This window comes from Actinospineispora eucalypti (genome assembly GCF_039543365.1).
Lineage (GTDB): Bacteria > Actinomycetota > Actinomycetes > Mycobacteriales > Pseudonocardiaceae > Pseudonocardia > Pseudonocardia eucalypti.
Window position 1 is genome coordinate 271,456 of the sequence record NZ_BAABJP010000015.1, and the last position, 23,907, is coordinate 295,362.

Genomic DNA, 23,907 nt, shown 5'->3' on the forward strand with positions numbered 1-23,907 from the left:
GTACTCAGATCCCCGACTCGCCGTACCCAGATCCCCGACTCGCCGTACCCAGATCCCCGACTCGCCGTACCTGGATCCCCGACTCGCTGGTGGGTTAGGGGGTGGGGTGGGGGCGGGTGTTGATTATGCGGTCGGGTGGGACGCCGCAGTCGGCGGCTCGGGCGCATCCGTAGGGGAGCCAGTCGAGCTGGCCGGGGGCGTGCGCGTCGGTGTCGATGGAGAAGTCGCAGCCGGCGGCCAGCGCGGTGCGGATCAGGCGGCGCGGCGGGTCCAGGCGTTCCGGGCGGCTGTTGATCTCCACCGCCACCCCGTGCGAAGCGCAGGCGTCGAACACGGCGTCGGCGTCGAATGCCGACTCCGGGCGCTTGCGGTCGCCGACCACCATGCGTCCGGTGCAGTGACCGAGCACGGTCACCAGGGGGTTGGCCACGGCGGTGAGCATCCGCTCGGTCATCTCGGCCGCCGGCATGCGCAGCTTGGAGTGCACCGAGGCGACCACCAGGTCCAGCTCGGCGAGCAGCGCCTCCTGCTGGTCCAGCGCGCCGTCCTCCAGGATGTCCACCTCGATGCCGGTGAGGATGCGGAACGGGGCGAGCGACTGGTTCAGCTCGGCGACCACGTCCAGCTGGCGGCGCAGCCGGTCCGCCGACAGCCCGTTGGCCACGGTCAGCCGGGGCGAGTGGTCGGTGAGCACCACGTACTCGTGCCCCAGTGATCGCGCGGTGAGCGCCATCTCCTCGATCGGCGAGCCGCCGTCCGACCAGTCGGAATGGGTGTGGCAGTCGCCGCGCAGCGCCGCGCGCAGTTCGGCGGCGGCACCGGTCAGCACCGGGATGGGTGGGATCCGGGAGGCCTTGTCCGGCTCGGGTGACGCCTCCAGCTCGCGCAGGTAGTCGGGCTCCTCGCCGGCCAGCGACTGCTCGACGCAGCGCGCGGTGGTCTTCCCGACGCCCTTCACCGAGGCCAGCCCCCGGCCCCGGACCAACCCCGCGAGGTCGTCCCGGGTAGCCAGCACGTTCGCGGCGGTGCGGAACGCCCGCACCCGGTAGCTGGAGGAGTGCTTGCGCTCCAGCAGGAAGGCGATCCGGCGCAGGTCGGCGACCGGGTCCCGGGCGGTCATCGCACCGTTTCCCGGGCCGGGGTGGCGCCGACGACGGCGCGCAGCAACCCGGGGAACCGGCGCTCCAGGTCGTCGTGGCGCAGTCGGCTGGGCCGGGCGTTGCCGTCCACCCGGGTGGAGACGACGCCGCATTCGCGCAGCACACCGAGGTGGTGCGACACGGTGGACACCTTGACCGGCACGTCCAGCGCCGTGCAGGTGGACTCCCGCACTCGGTCCAGCTCGCGCACGATTCGCAACCGCACCGGATCGGCCAGCGCGGCCAGCACCGTCTGGATGTCCACCTCGTCCAGGTCCGGCTGCGGCAACAGGGTCTCGCCCACGGGGTCATCCTAGGTCTTCGAGCCAATTCCGATGGACATCGGAATTACTAGTTACGATACTCATCGTATTACGACGTCCATCGGAAGAGAGGCCACGCGCATGACCGCCGTAGAGCAAGCCACCCACTGGCGCGGGCGAACCGCCGTCCTCGCGCTCGGCACGTTCGCCGTGGGCACCGACGCGTTCGTGATCGCCGGGGTGCTCCCCGCCATCGCCGGGTCGCTGGGCGTCAGCCTGGCGGCGGCCGGCCAACTGGTGACGGTCTTCTCGCTGGCCTACGCGCTGACCGCCGTCCCGCTCGGGGTGCTCACGGCGGACTGGCCGAGGCGGCGCGCACTGGTGGTCGCCCTGGCCGCGTTCACCGTGGGCAACGTGCTCACCGCGCTCGCCCCGGACTACGGCCTGGTGCTGGCCTCCCGGGTGATCGCGGCGGCCGGCGCGGCCCTGTTCACCGCGACCGCCAGCGCCACCGCCGCCGCGCTGGCCGGCGAGTCGCACCGGGGCCGGGCGATCGCCATCGTGATGCTGGGCATCACCTCGTCGCTGATCCTGGGCGCGCCGCTGGGCACCGCGATCGGCACCGTCGCCGACTGGCGGGCCACCATCTGGTTCGTCACCGCGCTCGGCCTGGTCGCGGCCGTGCTGGTCTGGGTGTTGCTGCCGGCGATCGCCGCCCCGGCCGGGTCGAGCGGCCTGCGCGCCCGACTGGCCCCGCTCACCGACCGGCGGGTGCTCGGCCTGCTGGTCCGCTCGGTGGTGATCTTCGTCGGGGTGTACCTGCCCTACACCTACCTGAGCGCGGTGTACGCCCCGGCCACCGGCGAGCGGGGCGAGCTGATCGCGCTGCTGCTGCTCGGGTACGGCGTCGCCGGCACCGCCGGGAACCTGCTCGCCGGGACGCTGGCCGACCGGGTCGGCCCGCGCCGGGTGATCCTCGCCGCCACCCTCGCTCTGGCCGCGGTGTTCCTCGCGGTGCCACTGGCCCGGGACGCCGGCCTGCCGATCGCGCTGCTGGCCGTACTGGTCAGCGGCTGGTTGTCGTTCTCCATCACCACGCCGCAGCAACAGGAGCTGGTCGCGCTGGCGCCCACCGCGCAGTCGGTGGCCACCTCGCTCTACCAGTCCGCGATCTACCTGGCGGTGTCGCTGTCCGGGGTGGTCGGCGGGCTCGGCCTGAGCCTGCTCGGCGCCGCCTGGCTCGCCCCACTGGCGGCGGTATTGGTGCTGGCCGGTGGCGTGATGACTACACGAACTTCCCGGGGTTGAGGATGCCGGCCGGGTCCCAGGCGGCCTTGATGGCGCGTTGCAGGGCGACCACGCCGGGGCCGAGCTCGCGCTCCATGCCCCGCCGTTTGAGCGTGCCGACGCCGTGCTCACCGGTGACCGTGCCGCCCAGGTCGATGGCCGCGTCCACGATCTCCTCGAACGCCGCCTGGGAGCGCACCCGCGCGGCCTCGTCGCCCATCGGCGTGATCATCACCGGGTGCAGGTTGCCGTCGCCGGCGTGCGCCACGTTGGCGATCGGCACCCGGTGCCGGGCGCTGATCTCCTCGACCCGCGCCAACATCACCGCCAGCTGGCCGCGCGGCAGGCAGACGTCCTCGGTGAGCAGGGCGTCCCCGCGCTGCTCCAGCGCCGGGTAGGCCAGCCGGCGCGCGTCGAACAGCGCCTCCGCCTCCACCTCGTCGGTGGACGCCATCGCGTCCCGCGCACCGGCCCGGTCGAACTCGGCCAGGATCGCCGCCGCCTCCTCCTCGCCGGCGAGTCCCGGGAGGTCGGTCTGCGCGAGCAGCAGCGCCGCCGCGTCCGACGGCAGGTCCATGTGCTTCCACTCCTGCACGGCGCGCAGGCAGTGCCGGTCGATCAGCTCGAAGATGGCCGGTTGCAGGCCGGCGGCGGTCACCCCGGCGACCGCGTCGCCCACCGCGCTCAGCGTGTCGAAGAAGCCGACCACGGTGCGGGTCGGCGCGGTGCGGGCCGGGCGCAGCCGCACGGTCACCTCGGTGACCACGGCCAGCGTGCCCTCGGAGCCGACCAGCAGCCCGACCAGGTCGTACCCGGAGACGCCCTTGGCGGTCCGCCGCCCCACCCGCAGCACCTCGCCGGACGCCGTGACGATCTCCAGTGCGAGCACGTAGTCCCTGGTTACGCCGTACTTCACGCAGCAGAGGCCGCCCGCGTTGGTGGCCACGTTGCCGCCGATGGTGGACCACGGCGCGCTGGCCGGGTCGGGCGGGTACCACAGCCCCTGGCCGGCCACGGCCGCGCGCAGCTCGTCGTTCACCACCCCCGGCTGGACCACGGCGAGCCGTTCCCCCGCGTCGATCCGGATGATCTCCCGCATCGCCTCCAGGCTGAGCAGCACGCCGCCGGCGACCGCGTTGGCCCCGCCGGAGAGCCCGGTCCCCGCGCCGCGCGGCACCACCGGCACGCCGTGCTCGGCGCACACCCGGACCACCGCCGCCACCTCCTCGGTGGAGCGCGGGCGGACCACGGCGGCGGGTTCCCCGTAGGGCGCCCACTCCGCCTCGTCGTGCGCGTAACCCGAGGTCAGGTCCGGGTCGGTGAGCACCCGGTCGGCCGGTACGGCGGCCCGCAGCGCGGTGACGACGTCCGATGCTGACATGGGCGGCCCTCCTCAGTCGAAATGCGTGAAACCGGTGAGCCAGGGCCTGATCGCCGCCCGGCCGGCGAGGCCCGTGCGGAGGCCGTCCAGCACCTCTTCCGACATCTCACCGTAAGTTTCGAAGGACCGCACCGTGCAGTGCTCCATCACGTCCTGGATGTACGGGTCGGACATCGCCCAGTGCGCGAGCACCGCCGCCGAGTCCCGGTACAGCTGGAAGCTGTGCGCCTCCATCGCTTCCTCGTCGATGAACACCTGCACCATCAGCTGCGGACCGTGCTCCTCCACGAACTCCACCGCCCGGCGCACCGCCGCGCGGAAGCCGTCGAGATGACCTTCGGTGATCTTCATGGTGTTGTGGAAGAGAATCGTGCTCATCCAACAAAGCTACTTGAGGTAACACACTGCGATAGGCTGAACCGGTGAACAGCGGGAAACCGATTCGCCGGCGGGTCAGCCGAGAGGAGCGGGAGAAGCAGATCCTGGACGCCGCTGACGCCGTGTTCGGTGAGCGGGGGTACCAGGCGGCCTCGATGGAAGCCGTCGCGGAGCGGGTCGGCGTCACCAAACCGGTGCTCTACGACCACTTCGGTTCCAAGGAGGGGCTGCTGCTGGCCTGCATGGCGCGGGCCAGGCAGGAGCTGCTCGCGGTCACCTCCAAGGCGGTGGCCGGGGCGAGCAGCCAGGAGGAGATGGCCCGCCAGGGGTTCCGCGCGTTCTTCGAGTTCCTGGACTCCCGGGGCGGGGCCTGGACCCTGCTCTACGAGGAGAACACCAAGCCGCTGGGCGCCGCCGTGGCCGCCCTCGAGGGCATTCGCAACCAGCAGACCGAGCTGATCTCCGAGCTGCTGGGCTTCCAGGCGCCGGGCGCGGACCCGCGCCGGATCGAGGGATACGCGCAGGTCATCGTGGGGGCCAGCGAGCGGTTGGCGCTGTGGCGCGGCCGGCGCGGGGACATCAGCGCCGACGAGGCGACCGAGTACCTGATGGACATGGTCTGGCACGGCATGGCCGGGCGGCAGCGTTCCCGGGGTGACGCGACACAATAGGCCGCAAATGTCGGAGTACAACGCCCATCGCACGCTGCGCGTGCTGCGCACCCGGATGGTCACGCCCAAGATGGCCCGGGTGACGCTCGGCGGCGACGAGCTGGCCGGCTACCCGGCGTTCGGGCCGGACCAGCGGATCAAGCTGTTCTTCCCGGTGGCCGGGCAGGACCGGCCGGCCATGCCGCGCGCCTCCTCGGGCGGGCCGATCTGGCCACCCGGCGAGCCCCGGCCGGTGATCCGCAGCTACACCGTGCGCCGGCACGACGCCGAGGCCGGCGAGCTGGACGTGGACTTCGTGCTGCACACCGCCGCCGGACCGGCCGCCGAGTGGGCCTTGCGCGCCCAGCCCGGTGACTGGGTGGGCATCTCCGAGCCCGGCGGCCGCTACCAGCCGGACCTGACCGTGGATCACCACCTGGTGATCGGTGACGAGTCGGCGCTGCCGGCGATCTGCACGGTGTTGTCCGCACTGGGCTCGTTCGGCGGGCCGATCACCGTGTTCGTCGAGGTCGCCGACGCGGCGGAAGAACAGTCCCTGCCACTGACCGCTCAAACCCGGGCGCACTGGTTGCACCGCGCCGACGCCCCACCCGGCCGCCCGCTGACCGACGCGGTGACCTCGGCGACCCTGCCCGAGGGAACCTGCCAGGCGTGGCTGTCCGCCGAGTCCACCGCCGTCCGCGACATCCGCGCCCACCTGCTGGACGAGCGCGCCGTCCCCCGCCGCATGATCTACGCCACCGGCTACTGGCGCGCCCGCCCCCCACGCTGATTCAGTCACTCCAGCACAGTGGTTCAGTCACTTCAGCACGCTGATTCAGTCACTTCAGCACACTGATTCAGTCACCCCAGCACAGTGGTTCAGTCACTCCAGCACACTGATTCAGTCACTTCAGATGCGACGTGTGCCCTCTCGGAGCCGGGGCCGGCAGTCGGGGCCGTACCTCAAATCCCGACTCTCCGTACCCAGATCCCCGACACTCCGTACCTCAAACCCCGACACACCGTGCACGAAACCCCGACACACCGTGCCTGAATCCCCGACTCGCCGGGTGGGTGGGGTGGGGTTAGCGGGTTATGCCGGTGTGGCCTAGGGAGTAGCGGCCGGGTTGGGGCCAGACGCACAGGCCGTGGGGGCCGCTGCCGACCGGGATGCGGCGGATCAGGCTCCCCGTGGCGGTGTCCAGCACGTAGACCGCGTTGTCGTAGCGGCCGGACAGCCAGAGCTGCTTGCCGTCGGCGGTCAGGCCGCCCATGTCCGGGCTGGCGTTGCCCGGGATGGTCCACTTGGCCAGGGGTGCGCCGGTGTAGGCGTCCAGCACGCTCACCGAGCCCTCGTGCCGGTTGGTGACGAACAGCCGTTTCGCCTCCCGGTCCAGGTAGAGGCCGTGCGCGCCGCGCCCGGTGGGGATCTCCCTGAGCACCTTGGTGGCCGCGCCGTCGAGCACCCACAGGCCGTTCTGCTCGGCGTCGGCGATGAAGAACACCGAGCCGTCCGGGGCCAGCTTGATGTCCTGCGGCCCCATGTGTTTGTTGCGCTTGGGCATGTCCAGCATGCGCAGCAGCCGGCGGCCGGGAATGTCCACGACCGCGACCCGCCCGTCGAACTCGCAGGTGAACACCCCGATCCGACCGTTCGGGGTGAAGTCGGCGTGGTCGATTCCGGCACAGTTCGGGGTGGGGGTCTCGGCCACGATCTTCCAGGTCGCCGGGTCGTACCAGACCAGCTTGCGGCGCGCCTCCGCGACCACGATCGCCGCCGACCCGTCCGGCGCGTAGTACATGTTGTACGGGTCGATCACCGGGATGCGCGGCAGCGGCTTCCCCGTCGAGGGGTCGAACGGGGTCGCCGTATTACCCAGGTCGTCGGTGGCGTAGAGCATCTTCATGTCGTGCGCCGGCACCACATGCTGCACCTCGATGCCGGCCGGGTAGCGGCCGACCACGGCGAAGTTCGCCGGGTCGATCACCCAGACATCGCCCGACTTGGTGTGCGGCACGTAGACCAGCGGTTTCGCCGCTCGGGCCGTGGCGTTGAGCATGCCGGCGCCGGCGTGGGCGTACACGTTGTGCGGGTCGGTCACCGGCGGCATGCCGGGGAGCGGGTTCCCGACCGGGTCCACCGGCTGGGCCGGCCCGGTCGTCACCTCCGGGGCGGAGTTCGCCGTCGATGGGGGCATCGGGGCGGGCAGGACCTGCGACGAGTCCTCGGCGCAACCGGCCAGCCCCAGCGTGATCACGCAGGCCGAGAGCGCTACCGCGCGGGACAGGGACACGGCGGGCAAGCGTAGCCGGCAGCGGGAGAGCGATCCGCGATCACTTGTGAGCACTCTCAGCCGCCGGAGCTACCCGGCGACCGCGATCTCCGTGGCAGACTGGCAGCCCACAGCGGCCGAGCTTGGAGTACATCATGCGTTACCTGGTCACGGGCGGTACCGGCTTCCTCGGGCGGCACCTGTTGGCCCGGCTGCTCAGGCACACCGACGCCGAGATCACCTGTCTGGTGCGCTCGCCGCAACGGCTGGCCAGCCGGACCGGTGGGCTGCCCGGCCACGAGCGGCTGCGCGCGGTGCGCGGGGACCTCACCGCGGACGGCCTCGGGCTCAGCGACGCCGACCGGAAGTCGTTGCAAGGCGTCGACCACGTGGTGCACCTCGGCGCGGTCTACGACATGACCGCCAGCGACGCGGCCAACCGGGCGGCCAACGTGGAGGGCACCCGCCGGGTGATCGAGCTGGCCGAGCGGATCGGGGCCGGCTGCCTGCACCACGTGTCCAGCGTGGCGGTGTCCGGCGACTACCGGGGCCGGTTCACCGAGGCGGACTTCGACGCCGGCCAGCACCTCGGCTCGCCCTACCACTCGACCAAGTTCGCCGCCGAGGCACTGGTGCGCGGGCAGACCGCCGTGCCGTGGCGGGTGTACCGGCCGGCCATCGTGGTCGGCGACTCGCGCACCGGCGAGATCGACAAGGTGGACGGCCCGTACTACCTGCTGCCCAGCATCGACTGGATCGCCAAGATCGCCGGCACCACCGGCTCGCTGGCCCGCATCCCGGTGCCCGACCTGGGGGCGACCACGATCGTCCCGGTGGACTACGTGGCCGACGCGATGGACGTGCTGATCCACCGTGAGGGCCTGGACGGCCGGGCGTTCCACCTGGTCTCGCCGCGGCCGCAACCGCTGGTGGACGTGTACAACGCGCTGGCGGCGGCCGCCGGGGCGCCCCAGCTCACCCGGGCCATCCCGGATGCCGTGGCCGCGCCGGCCCGGGCGGTGGCCGACTTCGTCGGCGGGCTGCTCGGCCGGGTCCCCGAGGTGGTGGAGCTGCGCGACGCGGTGATCACCGAGCTGGGCATCCCGCCCGAGGTGCTGCCGCACATGACCTTCGAGACGGTGTTCGACGACACCGACACGCGCGCCGCGCTGGCCGGCACCGACGTGTACTGCCCGGACTTCGCCGACTACGCCGGCACGCTCTACGCCTACTGGCGCAAGCACCTGGACCGCAACCGCGCCCGCCGGCCCGGCCCGCACGGCCAGCTGGACGGCCGCACGGTGATGATCACCGGTGCCTCCTCCGGCATCGGCCGGGAGACCGCGCTGCGGGTGGCCAAGGCCGGCGGCATCCCGCTGCTGGTGGCCCGGCGCGGGGACGAGCTGGAGAAGGTGCGCGGCGAGATCGAGGAGGCCGGCGGCCGGGCCAGCGTCTACACCTGCGACATCACCGACGCCGACTCGGTGTCCGAGCTGGTCAGCCGCGTGCTGGCCGACTACGACGGGGTGGACATGCTGGTGAACAACGCCGGCCGGTCCATCCGCCGCTCGGTCCGGCTGTCCTACGACCGGTTCCACGACTACGAGCGCACCATGGCGATCAACTACTTCGGCGCGGTGCGGCTGACCATGGCGCTGCTGCCGCACATGAGCCGGCGGCGGTTCGGGCACATCGTCAACATCTCCTCCATCGGCGTGCAGACCAACCCGCCCCGGTTCTCCGCCTACCTCGGCTCCAAGGCCGCGCTGGACGCGTTCACCCGGGTGGTGGGCAGCGAGACGTTCGGCGACGGGATCACCTTCACCACCATCCACATGCCGCTGGTGCGCACGCCGATGATCGCGCCGACCAACATCTACAAGGCCTTCCCCACCCGTTCGCCGGAAGAGGCGGCGGACATGGTGATGGAGGCGCTGGAACGCCGGCCCAAGCACATCGGCACCACGCTGGGCACGCTCGGCTCGCTGGCCTACACGGTCGCCCCGCGCGCGGTGGACGCCGTGCTGCACGTGGCCTACCGGGTGTTCCCCGACTCGGCGGCGGCGCGGGGTGACGCGGACAGCGCGGCCACCGAGATGAGCGCACTCTCCCGGGGCGCGCGGGCGATGGCCCGGGTGCTGCCCGGCGTGCACTGGTAAGGCGTGCGCGGAGGTTGGCTGCTCGGCGTCACCCTGGCGCTGTCCCTCGGCGCGTTCGCGCTGGTCGGGGGCTGGCTGCTGGGTGATCCCGGCGTACCCAAGGCGGAGGCGCTGAAGACCGGTGGCCTGGCCGGGGCGGCGATCGTGGCGCTCTACGCGCTGTGGATCAACGACCGCCGCCGGCGCACCGAGGAGGCCCGGCACGAGGTGGAACGCGGGCGCGCCGAGGTGGACCGGGAACGGGTCGCGGACGAGCGGTTCGCCAAGGCGGTAGAGCTGCTCGGGCACGACGCGGACCAGGTGCGGGTGGGTGCACTGCACGTGCTGGCCGGCCTGGCCCGCGACCGCCCCCGATACACCCAGACCGTGCTCGACGTGCTGTGCGCCTACCTGCGGCAGCCGTTCGGCCACCCCAGCTTCGCGGTGCTGCCGGCCGATCCGCACCAGGCGGAGCTCGCTCCGGAGGCGCCGTCTCCGGAGCTGGACATCGCTCGCGTAGACGGGCGGCGCGAGGTGCGCCGCACCGCGCAGAGGCTGATCACCGACCTGCTGCCGTCGGCGTCCGATCCCGATGCACCGAACTACGACCTGGACCTCAGCGGCGCGCGCCTGGAGTACCTCAACCTGATCGACCGACGGGTCGGCCGGCTCACCGCCCGGCGCGCGCGGCTGTACGGCATCACCCGCATGTCCGGCGCGCGGTTCACCGATCCGGTGCTGTTCTCCTGGGCCCATTTCCACGGGCGTACGGAGCTGCGCGGTACCCGGTTCGACAGCGGGATCTCGCTGCGGCACGTGGAGATCGCCGACGCCTGGGAGACCGCCGACACGACCACGCGGGTGTTCGCGGATCTGCGGGACGCCGCACCCGTGCCCGTTTCGGGGGCGCCGTACCGGACGATCACGGTAACCCCCGGCACCACGGTCAAGCTCGGCGAACCCGCCACCTGGACGGTCCGGGTCGAGGGGGCGCCCGAGCCGGTGACCGACCGGCCCCGGCACGCCGCCGACTTCCACTGAGCGGCGTCCGACACCACTTAGGTTAAGGGTGCACTAGTTGAGCTTCCTCTCAGGGTGTGATGCGGGTTACTTTGTGCCTTAATTTTTGCACCGGCCCCTGGGAGGGACCCGTGAGTAGCCCCAGCCTGGACGAACGCTCCATCCGAAAGGTCGCCTCGCTCAGCCTGGTTGGCGCCAGCGTCGAGTGGTTCGACTTCTTCCTCTACGGCACCGCCGCCGCCCTGGTGTTCCCCAAGCTGTTCTTCCCCAACGCCGACCCCGCGACCGGCGTGCTGCTCTCCTTCGCCACGTTCGGCGTCGGTTTCGTGGCCCGGCCGGTCGGCGGGATCATCTGGGGCCACTTCGGCGACCGGGCCGGCCGCAAGAAGGCCTTCCTGGCCGCGCTGCTCACCATGGCGGCGGCCAGCGTGCTGATCGGCCTGTTGCCCAGCTACGCCGCGATCGGCGTCGCCGCGCCGATCATCCTCACCGTGCTGCGGTTCGTGCAGGGTCTCGCGGTCGGCGGCCAGTGGGGCGGCGCGGTGCTGCTGGCCACCGAGTTCGCGCCCAAGCACAAGCGCGGGCTGTACGGGAGCTTCGCGCAGATCGGTGTCCCGATCGGTGTGCTGCTGGGCAACGTGGCGTTCTTCTTCGTCAGCCAGGCGGTGAGCCCACAGGCGTTCCTGGACTGGGGGTGGCGCATCCCGTTCATCGGCAGCGTGCTGCTGGTCCTGGTCGCCCTGTACGCGCACCGCAAGCTCGAGGAGACGCCCGCCTTCACCACGCTGCAGAAGCTCGCGGCCGAGGGCGAGACCACGGTCAGCCGGTCGCCGGTGGTCGAGGTGCTGCGCTCGTCGTGGCAGCGGGTGCTGCTGGCCGGCGGGGCGTTCACCGTGATCAACACCGTGTTCTACCTGTACATCACGTTCAGCCAGCACTACGGCAAGAACATCCTCAAGATGGACCAGGGCGACGTGCTGCTGGCCATTGCGATCGCCTCGCTGGTGCAGATCCCGGCACTGGCCGGCTTCGCCGCACTGTCCGACCGGATCGGCCGGCGCAAGATCTACCTCACCGGCGCTGTCCTCACCGGCCTCTGGGGCTTCCCGCTGTTCTGGCTGCTGGACACCGGCACCGTGTGGGGCATGACCATCGGGCTGACCGTGGGCCTGACCGTCATGTCCATCATGTACGGCCCGCTGGCCGCGTTCTTCGCCGAGCTGTTCAACGCCCGGATGCGCTACAGCGGCGCCTCGCTGGGTTACCAGCTCGGCGCACTGTTCGGCGGGGCGATCTCGTCGCTGCTGGCCACGTGGCTGCTGCAGACCTACGGCAGCACCACGCCGATCTCGCTCTACATCATCCTGGTGTCGGCGATCGCCGTGGTCTGCACGTACCTGCTCACCGAGACCTACCAACACGACCTGGACGACGCCGAGGAGTCCGTCGCCACCACCTGACCACGATCGGGCAGCAAATCCGGACACCCGCCCCCGGGGTGCGGCATGCTCGGGGGCGTGATGTCTGACGTGGCTGGCACGGTACGCAAGGCGGCGGAGCTGACCTGGAGCCTGGCCCTGCTCGCCCGGTCCGGGGTGCTGGCGCCGATGCGCCCGGACCGCGCGTTCGGGGTGGCGGGCGGTTACCTGCGCTGGGGGCTGTCCATGGCCACCGGGTACGCGGCCGGCGCGGCCCGGCACCCGGACCGGCCGGCGGTGATCGACGACCGGGGCGCGCTGAGCTACGCCGAGGTCCACCGGCGCACCGACCGGCTGGCCCGGGCGCTGGCCGACCGGGGCATCGGGCAGCGCAGCTCGGTCGCGGTGCTGTGCCGCAACCACCGGGGTCCGGTGGAGGTGGCGGCGGCCGCCGCCAAGCTGGGCGCCGACGTGATCCTGCTGAACACCTCGCTGTCCGCGCACACCATCGGCGAGGTGCTGCGCGAGCAGCGCTGCCAGATGCTGGTGGCCGACCAGGAGTTCGGCGGCGCGGAGACGCCGGAGCGCTGCCGGGTGGTCACCGCGTGGGTGGACGACCCGGAGAAGCTGGAAGCCGAGACGCTGGACGAGCTGATCGAGGAGGACGGCGCGGCCACGCTGCCGCTGCATCCGGCGCCCGGCCGGCTGATCGTGCTCACCTCCGGCACCACCGGCACGCCCAAGGGCGCCGAGCGGCCGAGGCCGAAGAGCTGGGCCCCGGCCGGCGCGATCCTGTCCCGGATCCCGCTGCGGGCCGGCGAGCCGATGTTCATCGCGCCGCCGCTGTTCCACACCTGGGGGTTCGCCGCGCTCCAACTGGCCATGCTGCTCGGCGCGCCCGCCGTGCTGCGCCGCCGGTTCGACCCGGCGGAGACGCTGCGCTCCATCGCCGAGCACCGGTGCGGAACCCTGATCGCGGTGCCGGTGATGCTGGCCCGGGTGCTGGAGCTGCCGGAGGCCGAGCTGGCCCGGTACGACGCCCGGCCCCGGGTGGTCGCGGTGAGCGGCTCCGCGCTGCCGGGCGAGCTGGCCACCCGGTTCATGGACCGGTTCGGTGAGGTGCTCTACAACCTGTACGGCTCCACCGAGGTCTCCTGGGTGAGCATCGCCGACCCTGAGGACATGCGCGCGGACCCGCACACCTCCGGCCGCGCGCCGTGGGGCACCCGGCTGGAGATCCTGGACGACGACGGGCGGCCGGTGGCGCCGGGCGAGATCGGCCGGGTGTTCGTCGGCAACGACATGATGTTCGCCGGGTACACCAGGGCCGGCGCCGAGGTGGAGACCCGGGACGGCCTGATGTCCACCGGCGACCTGGGCCGGATCGACGAGGACGGCCGCCTCGCGCTGGCCGGCCGGGCCGACTCGATGATCGTCTCCGGCGGGGAGAACGTGTACCCGGGTCCGGTGGAGGACCTGCTCGCCGCCCAGGACGAGGTCCGCGAGGTGGCGGTGATCGGCGTGGACGACACCGATTTCGGCCAGCGGCTGGCCGCCTACGTGGTACTTGCCGAGGGCGCCGAGTTGGACGCGGACCGGGTGCGCGCGCTGGTCCGCGACCGCCTGTCCCGCTTCTCCGTCCCCCGCGACGTCGTCTTCCTGGACGAGCTGCCCCGCAACCCCACCGGCAAGGTGATCCCCCGCGAGCTGCCCAAACCCGACTAACCGCAATGACGTTCAGATAAACGGTCGTCTTCACGCCCGCCGGTTCGGTGGGGGGTCGGGTTCGAAAGATCGGCCTGGACGGCCCGGGCTGGTCGGTCTGCCGCGGCTCGAGTCCCGCCTGGCGCCTTTCGCCCGCGGCCCGTGCCAATGGCGAGCGACCGGTGTGTGGCGGCCGCCGTCACACAGCGTTTCCAACCATCGAGCCCGCGCGAACGAATCCGCCGCGGCACCGCGTCGAGTGCGACACCAGTCTGGTTGGACCTCGACCAAACCAGAATGGTGTCGACTTCGATGAACCGGGCGGACCGAACCCGGCCAATACCGGTCACGCTCCGTAGCAAGGCCGGCGGCCGGGAGCGGAAAACTCGGCAGGGCAGCCACCCGGCCGCCGTCCAGGCCGTCCTTCGAATCCGACCCGCACCGAACCGGCGGCCGGCCGGCTGGCCGGCTGGCCGGCTGGCCGAAGACCCGAACCGGGTTAGCGGCGGACGCGGAAGCGGCGGATCACCGCGCGCGGGCTGGGGATCAGCGGCTCCGGGCGCCAGGGGCTCTGGGGCGGGCGGACGGCGGCGCGCACCTCGACCCGCAGGCGGTCCACGGCGGCCAGCAGCGCGCCGTGTTGCTCCCAGGCGGCGGCGTCCACGGTCGGGTCGACCACGAGCAGCTCGGCCAGGCGGTCGCGGTGCGCGTCCAGCCGGGTGAACTGCTCGGCCACCAGGGTCCGGGACTCCGCCACCCTCGGGGCGTCCGAGGTGGCGATCGGGTCCACCGTGTCCATCGCCTCGGCGAACGCGTCCAGCACGTCGGCCAGCGCGTGCCGGACCTCCTCCCGGTAGGCCGAGCCGGACTCCTCCTCCGGCACGAAGTAGGTGCGGTCCAGGATGGCCCGGCACAGGTTGCGCAGCGACACGTAGCAGATCTCCAGGCCGGTCAGCGCGGTGCGCAGCCGGGGCTGCGCATCCCGGGCCAGCTTGCCGCGCGGGTTCAGCCGGGCGCTCTCCTCGGTGCGCGCCAACTGCGTGTCGGCCCGGTCCACCTCCTTGCCCAGCTTGCGGGCCTGGGTGAGATAGCGGTCGGCCTGCTCGCGTGACCAGTCACCGCGCAGCGCACCGGACAGCCGCCGGGAGAACCCGGACAGCTTGCCGACCAGCTCGCCGATCGCGTCGTCGGCCGGCTGGATGTAGAGCGGCGGCGCGATCAGCAGGTTGACCGCGATGCCGATCACCGCGCCGATCAGGGTCTCCACCACCCGGCCGGTGGCGGCGAGCTCCGCGCCCGCGCCGCCGGGGAGCACCCCGGTGCCGGCCGCGGCCAGCACCAGCATCGCGCTGATCGGCACCTCCAGCAGGTGCGGCCCGAGCCGCAGCAGCCGCCCGGCCACCAGGGACAGCCCGACGACCAGGCCGAGGCTCCACCAGGTGAGCCCGGTCAGGCTGGCCACACTGACCGCGACCAGCACTCCGGTGATCACGCTGGCGATCCGGTCCAGGCCGTGGGTGAACGTGCCGTACAGGGTCAGCTGCACCACCAGCAGGGCGGTCAGCGGGGCCAGGATCGGCTGGTCGGTGGTGTGCAGCAGGTCGGCGACGACGAACGAGAGCACCGCCGCACCGGTGGTCTTGGCGGTGCGCAGGCCGGGGGTGCGGCCACGCCGGAAGCACCCGCGCCAGCTGACGCGGAGGGAGTCGGGAAGCAGTTCGGTGAATCGGTCGAGATAACGCACCGTGAGGTGTCGACACCCACCCTCGGAACGTTGCGGAAAACGGCCCCGAACGTGGCCGGGATAACGTTCTCCCGCCGGTCGCTACGGCTTGCGGGCTACGCCTCCGTAGGCGGTGAGCGCGGGGGGCGCGCCCTCGTCGGGGCGCCAGGCGGGGAAGGGGACCACGCCGGGCGGGACCAGTTCGAGCCCCGTGAAGCATTCGGTGATCTGGTCGACGGTGCGCAGGTGGTACGGCACGGTGCCGGTGGCCGCGAAGACCCGCTCGGCCCGGCGTATCTCCGGTCCGGTGTCCGCCGTGTCCCCCAGCACCAGGTAGCTGCCGGAGGTCACCGGCGACATCACCTTGGCCAGGATCGAGCGGATCTCCGCGAGCGAGGCCACGTGGCCGAGCACCTCGAGGAAGATCACCGCGACCGGTCGCTCCAGGTCCAGCACCCCGGCCACGTCGTCCATCAGCACGCCGGGCCGGCGCAGGTCGCCCTCCAGGTAGTGGACCCCTTGGGTCTGCCCGTCGGCCAGCCAGGCGCGGGCGTAGGTGGCGACCAGCGGGTCGTTGTCCACGTACACCACCTGGGCGTCCGGGGCGACCGCGTGCGCCACCTCGTGCGTGTTGAGCACGGTGGGCAGCCCGGCGCCGATGTCCAGGAACTGCCGGACGCCGACCTCGCCGGCCAGGTACCGGACCGCGCGCGCCAGCAGCCCCCGGGTCTCCTTGGCCACCCGCACGATGTCCGGGTACACGGCAGCCACCGCGTCACCGGCCGTCCGGTCGGCGGCGTGGTTGTCCCGACCACCCAGCCAGTAGTCCCACACCCTGGCCGAATGCGCCACCGAAAAGTCGATCACCGCACCCATCCCAGCCTCCCCCACACCCGTAGGAGTAGCTGATATCACATTCGAACGGGTGGACGCCAGTCGTGGCGCGCTGGCTGGGCCAGTGCCCGCTAGCCAGCGACGACGATCTTGGCCAGTTCGGCGGACGAGCTGAGCAGCTCGTGCCGGGGCAGCACCCGCACGGTGTAACCGATCAGTCCGGCGTGCGGCAGCGGCACCACCGCCTCGAACCGGTCGCCGTCGTGGTCGACCCCACCGACGTGGGCCATCGGCGCGGTGACCGGAGCGTCCAGCTCGTCGGTGGTGCCGTCCACCCGGCCGACCACGGCCTGCACGGTCACGTCGTCCGGCTTCAACCCGGCCAGCTCCACCGAGGCGCGCACGGTCATCGGCGCGCCGACCACCGGGCTGTCCGGCACCCCGGACGCGTCCACCCCGCCGATCCGCACCCGGGGCCAGGAGGCGTTCAGCCGCTGCCGGTACTCGGCCAGCCGGCGCGAACCGGCGTAGTCGGCCAGCTCCACCTCGGCGGCCGCCCGGGCCGCCGGCAGGTACCAGTCCCGCACGTACTCGGTGACCATCCGGGTGGCCTGCACCCTGGGGCGCAGCGTGTCCAGCGTGTGCCGCACCAGCTCCACCCACTCGCTCGGCACCCCGGCGCCGTCCCGGGTGTAGAACGCCGGCGTGACCTGGGTGGCCAGCAGCTCGTACAGCGCGTTGGCCTCCAGGTCGTCGCGCCGCGCCGGGTCGGCGACGCCGTCGGCGGTGGGGATCGCCCAGCCGTTGCGGCCGTCGTACAGCTCGTCCCACCAGCCGTCCCGCACCGACAGGTTCAGCCCGCCGTTCAGCGCCGACTTCATGCCGGACGTGCCGCAGGCCTCCAGCGGGCGCAGCGGGTTGTTCAGCCACACGTCGCAGCCCCAGTACAGGTAGCGGGCCATGGACATGTCGTAGTCGGGCAGGAAGGCGATCCGGTGCCGCACCTCGGGGTCGTCGGCGAACCGCACGATCTGCTGGATCAGCGCCTTGCCGCCGTCGTCGGCCGGGTGCGACTTGCCGGCCACCACCAGCTGCACCGGCCGTTCCGGGTCCAGCAGCAGCGCGCGCAGCCGGGCCGGGTCGCGCAGCATCAGGGTGAGCCGCTTGTAGGTGGGCACCCGGCGGGCGAACCCGATGGTCAGCACCTCCGGGTCGAACACCGAGTCGGTCCAGCCCAGCTCGGGCGCCGACGCGCCGCGCTCCAGCCAGGCCGCGCGCACCCGGCGGCGGACCTCGGCGACCAGCTGCCCGCGCAGCCGGCCGCGCAGCGCCCACAGCTCGCCGTCGGTCAGCCCGTCCAGCCGGCCGTCGCCGTCGCCGGGCTCCGGCTCGCCGAGCAGCTCGGTGACCTCGCGGGCGGCCCAGGTGCGGCCGTGCACGCCGTTGGTCACCGAGCCGATCGGCACCTCGTCGGTGTCGAACCCGCCCCACAGCGTGCCGAACATCTCCCGGGACACCTCGCCGTGCAGCTTGGACACCCCGTTGGCCCGCTGGGCCAGCCGCAGCCCCATGTGGGCCATGTTGAACATGCCGGGGTTCTCCTCGGCGCCCAGCGCGAGCACCCGGTCCAGCGGCACGCCGGGCAGCAGGTCCTCGCCGAAGTAGTAGCGGACCAGGTCCAGCGGGAACCGGTCGATGCCGGCGGGCACCGGGGTGTGGGTGGTGAACACCGTGCCGGCGCGCACCGTGGCCACCGCCTCGTCGAAGTTCAGCCCCCGGCCGGCGATCAGCTCGCGGATGCGTTCCAGGCCGAGGAAGCCGGCGTGCCCCTCGTTGGTGTGGAACACGGCGGGCTCGGGGTGCCCGATGGCCGCGCAGTACGCGCGCACCGCCCGCACGCCGCCCACGCCGACCAGGATCTCCTGCCGGATCCGGTGGTCCTGGTCGCCGCCGTACAGGCGGTCGGTGATGCCCCGCAGGTCGGGCTCGTTCTGCTCGATGTCCGAGTCCAGCAGCAGCAGGGTGACCCGGCCGACCACCGCCTGCCAGACCCGGGCGTACAGCGTGCGCCCGGCCGGCATGCCCACTGTGACCAGCACCGGGGTGCCGTCCGGCTGGGCGAGCAGGCGCAGCGGCAGGCCCTGCGGGTCCAGCGCCGGGTAGTGCTCCAGCTGCCAGCCGTCCAGGGACAGCGACTGGCGGAAGTAGCCGGACCGGTAGAGCAGGCCGACCCCGATCAGCGGCACGCCGAGGTCGGACGCGGCCTTGAGGTGGTCACCGGCGAGCACGCCGAGGCCGCCCGAGTAGTTCGGCAGCACCTCGCTGATGCCGAACTCCATGGAGAAGTAGCCGATGGCCGCCGGCAGACCCGGGTCGGCCTCCCGCTGCCGCTGGTACCAGCGCGGCTTGCTGAGGTAGTCCCGCAGGTTGTCCGCCTCCGCGCGCACCCGCGCGACCAGCTCCGCGTCCTCGGCCAGCTCCAGCAGGCGCTGGCTGGACACCGCGCCGAGGAGCTTGACCGGGTCGCCCTTCACCTGTTCCCATGCCTGTGGGTCGAGTGAGGCGAAAAGGTCCTGCGTCGGCGGATGCCAGGACCACCGCAGGTTCGCGGCCAGTTCCTGCAGCGGCGCGAGCGGCTCGGGTAGCTGGGCACGGACGGTGAACCGGCGGAGAGCTCTCACCCGACGCAGCGTACGTGAATCGATTGCGGAATCGTTACAGCCTCTACGTCACACCTTGCATGAACGGCTGGTGACGGCCCGCATGTCGGATACATGACCCGGCGGCCCGCTGGGTACCTTTTAGGTGAACTGAATCGAACCAAGCAGGAAGTGGGGCGCCGTGACCGGACGGCTCGGAATCGACGAGGTCACGCCGGAGGTCGGCGGGCGGCATCCGAGCAAGGCGGTCGTCGGGGAGAGCATTCCGATCGGCGCGACCGTGTGGCGCGAGGGCCACGACGCGGTCGCCGCGAACGTGGTCTGGAAGAAACTGGGCGCGGGCGGGCCCGCCGCGCTCGTGCGGATGACCCCCACCGGCACCGGCACCGACGGCTGGGCGGCCAGCGTGGTGGCCGACGAGCCCGGCCTGTGGACCTTCCGGGTGGACGCCTGGAGCGACCCGTGGGCCACCTGGCGCCGCGCGACGCACGCCAAGGTGAACGCCGGGCAAGGCGTCGAGGAGCTGGCCAACGACCTGGAGAACGGCGCCCGCCTGATCGAGCGGGTGGGCCGGCGGCCGGCCGAACGGGCGCACCGCGACCTGCTGTTCGGCGCGGCGGCGGCGCTGCGCGACACGGCGGCCGAACTGCCCGCCCGCCTGGCGCTGGCCTGGTCCGAGCCGGTGGACACGATCATGACGGAGCGGCCGGTGCGCGAGCTGCTCACCCGGGGCCGGGTGCACCAGGTCTGGGTGGACCGCCGGCGCGCGCTGTTCGGGTCCTGGTACGAGATCTTCCCCCGGTCCACCGGCGGGCGGGACGAGACCGGGCAGGCGGTGCACGGCACCTTCGTGACCGCCGCCAAGGACCTGGAACGCATCGCCGGGATGGGCTTCGACGTGGTCTACCTGCCGCCCATCCACCCGATCGGCGAGGTCAACCGCAAGGGCCCGAACACCGCCGAGTTCCCCGGCGGGAACCCGGACGCCGAGCCCGGCGTGGTCGGCTCGCCGTGGGCGATCGGCTCGGCCGAGGGCGGGCACGACGCCATCCACCCCGACCTGGGCACCCTGGAGGAGTTCGACGAGTTCGTCGAGCAGGCCCGCGCACTGGGGCTGGAGGTGGCGCTGGACCTGGCCCTGCAGGCCGCCCCGGACCACCCCTGGGTGACGTCGCACCCGGAGTGGTTCACCACCCGGCCGGACGGCACGATCGCCTACGCGGAGAACCCACCCAAGCGCTACCAGGACATCTACCCGATCAACTTCGACAACGACCCGGAAGGCCTGTACGCCGAGGTGTACCGGGTCTGCGTGCACTGGATCGAGCACGGCGTGCGGATCTTCCGGGTGGACAATCCGCACACCAAGCCGCCCAACTTCTGGCACTGGCTGATCTGGAAGATCAAGTCCGAGTACCCGGACGTGCTCTTCCTGGCCGAGGCGTTCACCCGGCCGGCCCGGCTGTACGGGCTGGCCCGGCTCGGCTTCACCCAGTCCTACACGTACTTCACCTGGCGCACCGGCAAGCAGGAACTGGTCGACTTCGCCGCCGAGCACGCCGCGCGCGCCGACGAGTGCCGCCCCAACCTGTTCGTGAACACCCCGGACATCCTGCACGCGTCACTGCAGCACGGCGGCCGGGGCATGTTCGCGCTGCGCGCCGCGCTGGCCGCCACGCTGGCCCCGACCTGGGGGGTCTACTCCGGGTACGAGCTGTTCGAGCACGAGGCGGTGCGGCCGGGCAGCGAGGAGTACCTGGACTCGGAGAAGTACCAGCTGCGCCCGCGCGACTTCGACGCCGCGGTGGCCGCCGGCAACTCCCTGGCCCCGTGGATAACCCGGCTGAACGAGATCCGCAACGCCCACCCGGCGCTGCAGCAACTGCGCGAGCTGCACTTCCACTACGTGGACAACGACGCGCTGATCGCCTACTCCAAGACCGACCCGGTGAGTGGCGACACGGTGATCTGCGTGGTCAGCCTGGACCCCGCTCAGGCGCAACAGGGCACCGTCTGGCTGGACCTGCCCGCGCTCGGCCTGGAGTGGGGCGCCCACTTCGGCGTGCACGACGAGGTCACCAGGGAGGGTTACACCTGGTCGCAGGCCAACTTCGTGCGCCTCGAACCCTGGCGCACGGTCTGCCACATCCTGTCCCTGCGCTGACACCATCTCCCGCGAGCCGACGTTTTCAGCCTCGAAAAGAGGCTGTGGCCGAGTCCCCCGGCACGAGGGCGAACAGACGGGAAAGCAGATGCCGGCGGTTTCGGGTGCTGCCCGTTGCGTCGGGCCGGCAGGGCGAGGCCTCCCGCGAAACCACGGTGACAGTTGAGGTGGCGCCGTGGGGGGTGATCGTCGTTTGCGGCGGTTGAACAGCGAAAATCGCGGCTGAACCGCCACAGATGACGATCACCCAACGACTGCCTCCCCGGGCCAGGCCCGGACGTCCACACAGCCTCACGAAATCGACGCCAGCCTGGTTCGATCATGGTCCAGACCAGACCGGCGTCGATGTCGATGCGCACGTGCGCACCGGGCCTCCACCGCACAACCCACCGACTTCACGGCGCGTGACCGAGCACGGCGGGACTGCCCGAGACCGGGCGGACGGCACCCGACCGCGGCAGACCAACCCGAACCGCGCCGTCCAAGCCATCGGCAGACCCAGCCAGAACCGAACCGCCGACGAAATTGATCTCGCGCCCAAGTCGCCGCCGGTGCGCACCGGCAAACTCGGCCAAGTCCACTCGGCCGAGTGGTGATTGTCGACATTCGACACCGAGCTGTCCATCGAGCGCGACCCACCCCCGACCCGCCGCTCGGACAGGTGATTGATCACGGGGAAATCGATCACCAGCGGTGACCACGGTAAGTAGCCCCAGCACTACTGGCCGTTATTGAGTGGGCTAATCTCCGCGGCGATCTTGATCCGCGAGACGGGGATGCCCATGCTGAAGACGCTGTTCCGCCGCACCGCCGGCAAGGTGGCGCTGGCCGTCACCGCCGCGATCACGCTGACCGTGCTCGGCGTCGGCCTGGACGGCCGTTCGGACCAGGCGTTCGCCGACCTGCCGATCGACGTCGACCCGAACATCCCGATCATCATCCCGGAACTCGGCGACCTCCCCCTCGGCCCCACCCCGATCGGCGCCAAGGGCGCGCACCGCCCCGTCCCCAAGCAGCGCGGGTGCACCAGGAAGATCACGCCGGCCGAGGCCGACGCCGCGGTCAAGGCGGCCAAGTCCGGCGACAAGCTGTGCGTGGTCGGCGGCTCCACCACCCCGATCGACGTGGTGCGCCCCAGCGCCGGCCCCTCGCCGCTGATCACGCTGACCGGTGACGGCAGCCCGATCAAGGGCGTCTACATCGACGTGGACAACATCGTGGTGGAGAACTTCAACTCCATCGACGCCGAGGCCCCCGGCTTCGTCATCGAGGGCAAGAACATCACCATGCGCAACAACGTGATCGACAACCCCAAAGAGGGCGACAACGACGGCCTCCGCTTCTTCGGCAGCCACCTGCGCATCCTGAACAACACCATCAAGAACGCGCGCAACACCGACGACGCCCACGCCGACTGCATGCAGACCTACTCCGACGACAGCCCGCCCAGTGACCACGTCGTGATCGACAACAACCGCTGCGAGGGCATCGACAACCAGTGCCTGATCATCGAAGGCCCCAACGACGGCGAGGGTGACGGCGTCGGCCACACCGAGCACATCATCTTCAGCCGCAACTACTGCGAGGCCACCGGCGGGGAGATCGGCGCCTACCAGGCCGTCATGCTGGAGGACGTCCAGCACATGACCATCGCGCTCAACGACATCCGGGGCCCCATCCGCAAGGCGTTCGCCTTCGACATCGGCTCCACCCACGGCCGGGTCCTGGCCAACCGCATCGACCCCCGCATCCCCTGCAAGGTCGGCATGGACGAAACCTCCAAGCCCGGCTACATCGGCCCCCGCCCCACCTGCGCGCCCTAGGCCGCTACCTCGCCCTAGGCCGTTACCTCCGGAGGCCGGCGGCGAGCATGCCGGCCACCAGCGGCAGGTCGTGCTCGGCGCCGCCGAGGCGCGCGGTGTTGAGCGCGAGCACCATCGTCCCGGTCCAGGCCAGCGCGACGGCGTGCCTGGTGTCCGGGTCGGCCCCCGGGTCGGCCAGCTCGATCACCTCGGCGGCGAAGTCGACCAGCTCGTCGTGGAAGTTGTGCAGCGCCTTGGCCACCTCCGGATGGGTGTCCGCCTCCCGCCACAGAATGGTGCGCACGACCGCGGACTGGTGCTGCGCCCCACTCAGCCGGTCGGCCAAGGTGAGCAGCGAGGCGGCCACGTCGCCGGGCACCACCACCTCGGCGGCATCGTGCGGCATCGCCACCGGCATGCGTTCCCCGAACAGCGCGGTGAGCAGGTCGATCTTGCGGGCGAAGTAGTAGAACAGCAGGCCCTTGGGCACGCCCGCCTCGGCGGCCACCCGGGCGGTCGGGGTGGCGTCGAAGCCATGGCTGGCGAACAGCTGCTCGGCGGCGTCCAGGATCCGTTCCCTGGTGGCCTCGCTCGGCGCGAGCGTGCTGTCCGACATCGTTCCTCCGGCACCTACCTGGGCCCATGGCCGCGCCCGGAGACGCTACCGTCCCCGGGCGCTGTCGTCACCGGGCCTCAGTGACCCATTGCCGCGTGATGTGCCTTGTTGCTCTCCGGGAGCGCCCACAGCCCCAGGCCGGCGGCGAGCACGCCGACCACCCAGGACGTCCAGGACGCGCCGGTCAGCATCGAGTAGCCGAGCACCCACGGCGCGACGAACATCAGCACGCCGAGCGCGATGTGCACGTACTCCGAGCTGACCGCGCCGGGCTGGGCCAGCGACCACAGCGAGGCGAGCACCAGCAGCACGCCGAGCACGATGAGCGATGTCATAGCGGGATCGTTGGTGATGGTCCACAGCGGGCACAGCGCCGCATAGGCGCCAACCACCGCGACCGCCCAGTCCTGCCACCGAGTCCAAGCCTTCATTGCCGATGCCTCCCGCCCTGCCC

General features: G+C 71.8%; 19 protein-coding genes. 9 read left to right on the forward strand and 10 right to left on the reverse strand.

Annotation, left to right across the window (positions count from 1 at the left end; all coding sequences use genetic code 11):
* Nucleotides 1-94: 94 nt before the first annotated feature.
* Nucleotides 95-1,120 (reverse strand): PHP domain-containing protein, encoded by a 1,026-nt coding sequence (locus ABEB12_RS17395; RefSeq protein WP_185059383.1) that lies wholly within the window; start codon nt 1,118-1,120, stop codon nt 95-97.
* On the reverse strand, nt 1,117-1,443 hold the full coding sequence (locus tag ABEB12_RS17400; protein ID WP_185059382.1) for a metalloregulator ArsR/SmtB family transcription factor: 327 nt from the start codon (nt 1,441-1,443) through the stop codon (nt 1,117-1,119). Before ABEB12_RS17400 ends, ABEB12_RS17395 begins: the two co-directional genes overlap by 4 nt.
* Before the next feature lie 100 nt (nt 1,444-1,543).
* Between ABEB12_RS17400 and ABEB12_RS17405 the strand changes: the two genes are divergently transcribed.
* Nucleotides 1,544-2,710: an MFS transporter gene (locus ABEB12_RS17405; protein WP_185059381.1), complete on the forward strand. Its 1,167-nt coding sequence runs from the start codon at nt 1,544-1,546 to the stop codon at nt 2,708-2,710.
* Here the strand turns inward: ABEB12_RS17405 and ABEB12_RS17410 are convergent.
* Entirely contained in the window at nt 2,688-4,070 is a 1,383-nt protein-coding gene (locus tag ABEB12_RS17410) for an FAD-linked oxidase C-terminal domain-containing protein (protein WP_185059380.1), read from the reverse strand. The two genes, ABEB12_RS17405 and ABEB12_RS17410, sit on opposite strands and share 23 nt — an antisense overlap.
* Before the next feature lie 12 nt (nt 4,071-4,082).
* The gene (locus ABEB12_RS17415; protein ID WP_185059379.1) at nt 4,083-4,448 is read right to left on the reverse strand and encodes a hypothetical protein; all 366 of its coding nucleotides are present in this window, start codon (nt 4,446-4,448) and stop codon (nt 4,083-4,085) included.
* A 44-nt stretch (nt 4,449-4,492) separates the two neighbouring features.
* Between ABEB12_RS17415 and ABEB12_RS17420 the strand changes: the two genes are divergently transcribed.
* Together ABEB12_RS17420 and ABEB12_RS17425 are read left to right on the forward strand one after the other, a co-directional pair.
* On the forward strand, nt 4,493-5,119 hold the full coding sequence (locus ABEB12_RS17420; protein ID WP_185059378.1) for a TetR family transcriptional regulator: 627 nt from the start codon (nt 4,493-4,495) through the stop codon (nt 5,117-5,119).
* Nucleotides 5,120-5,126: 7 nt separating this feature from the next.
* On the forward strand, nt 5,127-5,891 hold the full coding sequence (locus ABEB12_RS17425) for a siderophore-interacting protein (RefSeq protein ID WP_185059377.1): 765 nt from the start codon (nt 5,127-5,129) through the stop codon (nt 5,889-5,891).
* A gap of 295 nt (nt 5,892-6,186) precedes the next feature.
* On the opposite strand, the gene ABEB12_RS17430 is transcribed toward ABEB12_RS17425, so the two are convergent.
* Entirely contained in the window at nt 6,187-7,395 is a 1,209-nt protein-coding gene (locus ABEB12_RS17430; RefSeq protein WP_345702901.1) for a YVTN family beta-propeller repeat protein, read from the reverse strand.
* Nucleotides 7,396-7,529: 134 nt separating this feature from the next.
* Here ABEB12_RS17430 and ABEB12_RS17435 point away from each other — a divergent pair, with 134 nt between their 5' ends.
* The 4 genes from ABEB12_RS17435 (at nt 7,530) to ABEB12_RS17450 (ending at nt 13,675) form a co-directional block, all read left to right on the forward strand.
* Nucleotides 7,530-9,533: an SDR family oxidoreductase gene (locus ABEB12_RS17435; protein ID WP_185059375.1), complete on the forward strand. Its 2,004-nt coding sequence runs from the start codon at nt 7,530-7,532 to the stop codon at nt 9,531-9,533.
* A gap of 3 nt (nt 9,534-9,536) precedes the next feature.
* Complete coding sequence (locus ABEB12_RS17440) at nt 9,537-10,553, forward strand: pentapeptide repeat-containing protein (RefSeq protein WP_221497567.1); 1,017 nt, start codon at nt 9,537-9,539, stop codon at nt 10,551-10,553.
* 110 nt (nt 10,554-10,663) lie between these two features.
* Nucleotides 10,664-11,992: an MFS transporter gene (locus tag ABEB12_RS17445; protein ID WP_221497566.1), complete on the forward strand. Its 1,329-nt coding sequence runs from the start codon at nt 10,664-10,666 to the stop codon at nt 11,990-11,992.
* 60 nt (nt 11,993-12,052) lie between these two features.
* A complete protein-coding gene (locus ABEB12_RS17450; protein WP_185059373.1) occupies nt 12,053-13,675 on the forward strand; it encodes an AMP-binding protein in 1,623 nt (540 codons plus the stop codon).
* Nucleotides 13,676-14,153: 478 nt separating this feature from the next.
* Here ABEB12_RS17450 and ABEB12_RS17455 read toward each other — a convergent pair whose 3' ends face one another.
* From ABEB12_RS17455 to glgP, 3 genes are all read right to left on the reverse strand, one after another.
* Nucleotides 14,154-15,398, reverse strand: a complete 1,245-nt coding sequence (locus ABEB12_RS17455; RefSeq protein ID WP_345702902.1) for an FUSC family protein — start codon at nt 15,396-15,398, stop codon at nt 14,154-14,156.
* An 81-nt stretch (nt 15,399-15,479) separates the two neighbouring features.
* A complete protein-coding gene (locus ABEB12_RS17460) occupies nt 15,480-16,253 on the reverse strand; it encodes an SAM-dependent methyltransferase (RefSeq protein WP_185059372.1) in 774 nt (257 codons plus the stop codon).
* 89 nt (nt 16,254-16,342) lie between these two features.
* The gene (gene glgP, locus ABEB12_RS17465) at nt 16,343-18,892 is read right to left on the reverse strand and encodes an alpha-glucan family phosphorylase (protein WP_185059371.1); all 2,550 of its coding nucleotides are present in this window, start codon (nt 18,890-18,892) and stop codon (nt 16,343-16,345) included.
* 160 nt (nt 18,893-19,052) lie between these two features.
* On the opposite strand from glgP, the gene ABEB12_RS17470 reads away from it, so the two are divergent.
* Nucleotides 19,053-21,035 carry a maltotransferase domain-containing protein gene (locus ABEB12_RS17470; protein WP_185059370.1) on the forward strand — a complete coding sequence of 661 codons (1,983 nt, stop codon included), beginning with the start codon at nt 19,053-19,055 and terminating at the stop codon, nt 21,033-21,035.
* Between the two features lie 776 nt (nt 21,036-21,811).
* Nucleotides 21,812-22,858 (forward strand): right-handed parallel beta-helix repeat-containing protein, encoded by a 1,047-nt coding sequence (locus ABEB12_RS17475; RefSeq protein WP_185059369.1) that lies wholly within the window; start codon nt 21,812-21,814, stop codon nt 22,856-22,858.
* 22 nt (nt 22,859-22,880) lie between these two features.
* Here ABEB12_RS17475 and ABEB12_RS17480 read toward each other — a convergent pair whose 3' ends face one another.
* Nucleotides 22,881-23,453: a TetR family transcriptional regulator gene (locus tag ABEB12_RS17480; protein ID WP_185059368.1), complete on the reverse strand. Its 573-nt coding sequence runs from the start codon at nt 23,451-23,453 to the stop codon at nt 22,881-22,883.
* Between the two features lie 77 nt (nt 23,454-23,530).
* Nucleotides 23,531-23,884 carry an SPW repeat domain-containing protein gene (locus ABEB12_RS17485; protein ID WP_185059367.1) on the reverse strand — a complete coding sequence of 118 codons (354 nt, stop codon included), beginning with the start codon at nt 23,882-23,884 and terminating at the stop codon, nt 23,531-23,533.
* Nucleotides 23,885-23,907 lie beyond the last annotated feature (23 nt).

Bases quoted from the DNA above. Each gene is read 5' to 3' on its own strand.
- ABEB12_RS17395 (WP_185059383.1), bottom strand. From the start codon at position 1,120: ATGACCGCCCGGGACCCGGTCGCCGACCTGCGCCGGATCGCCTTCCTG.
- ABEB12_RS17405 (WP_185059381.1), top strand. From the start codon at position 1,544: ATGACCGCCGTAGAGCAAGCCACCCACTGGCGCGGGCGAACCGCCGTC.
- ABEB12_RS17410 (WP_185059380.1), bottom strand. From the start codon at position 4,070: ATGTCAGCATCGGACGTCGTCACCGCGCTGCGGGCCGCCGTACCGGCC.
- ABEB12_RS17415 (WP_185059379.1), bottom strand. From the start codon at position 4,448: ATGAGCACGATTCTCTTCCACAACACCATGAAGATCACCGAAGGTCAT.
- ABEB12_RS17425 (WP_185059377.1), top strand. From the start codon at position 5,127: ATGTCGGAGTACAACGCCCATCGCACGCTGCGCGTGCTGCGCACCCGG.
- ABEB12_RS17435 (WP_185059375.1), top strand. From the start codon at position 7,530: ATGCGTTACCTGGTCACGGGCGGTACCGGCTTCCTCGGGCGGCACCTG.
- ABEB12_RS17450 (WP_185059373.1), top strand. From the start codon at position 12,053: ATGTCTGACGTGGCTGGCACGGTACGCAAGGCGGCGGAGCTGACCTGG.
- ABEB12_RS17460 (WP_185059372.1), bottom strand. From the start codon at position 16,253: ATGGGTGCGGTGATCGACTTTTCGGTGGCGCATTCGGCCAGGGTGTGG.
- ABEB12_RS17475 (WP_185059369.1), top strand. From the start codon at position 21,812: ATGCCCATGCTGAAGACGCTGTTCCGCCGCACCGCCGGCAAGGTGGCG.
- ABEB12_RS17480 (WP_185059368.1), bottom strand. From the start codon at position 23,453: ATGTCGGACAGCACGCTCGCGCCGAGCGAGGCCACCAGGGAACGGATC.
- ABEB12_RS17485 (WP_185059367.1), bottom strand. From the start codon at position 23,884: ATGAAGGCTTGGACTCGGTGGCAGGACTGGGCGGTCGCGGTGGTTGGC.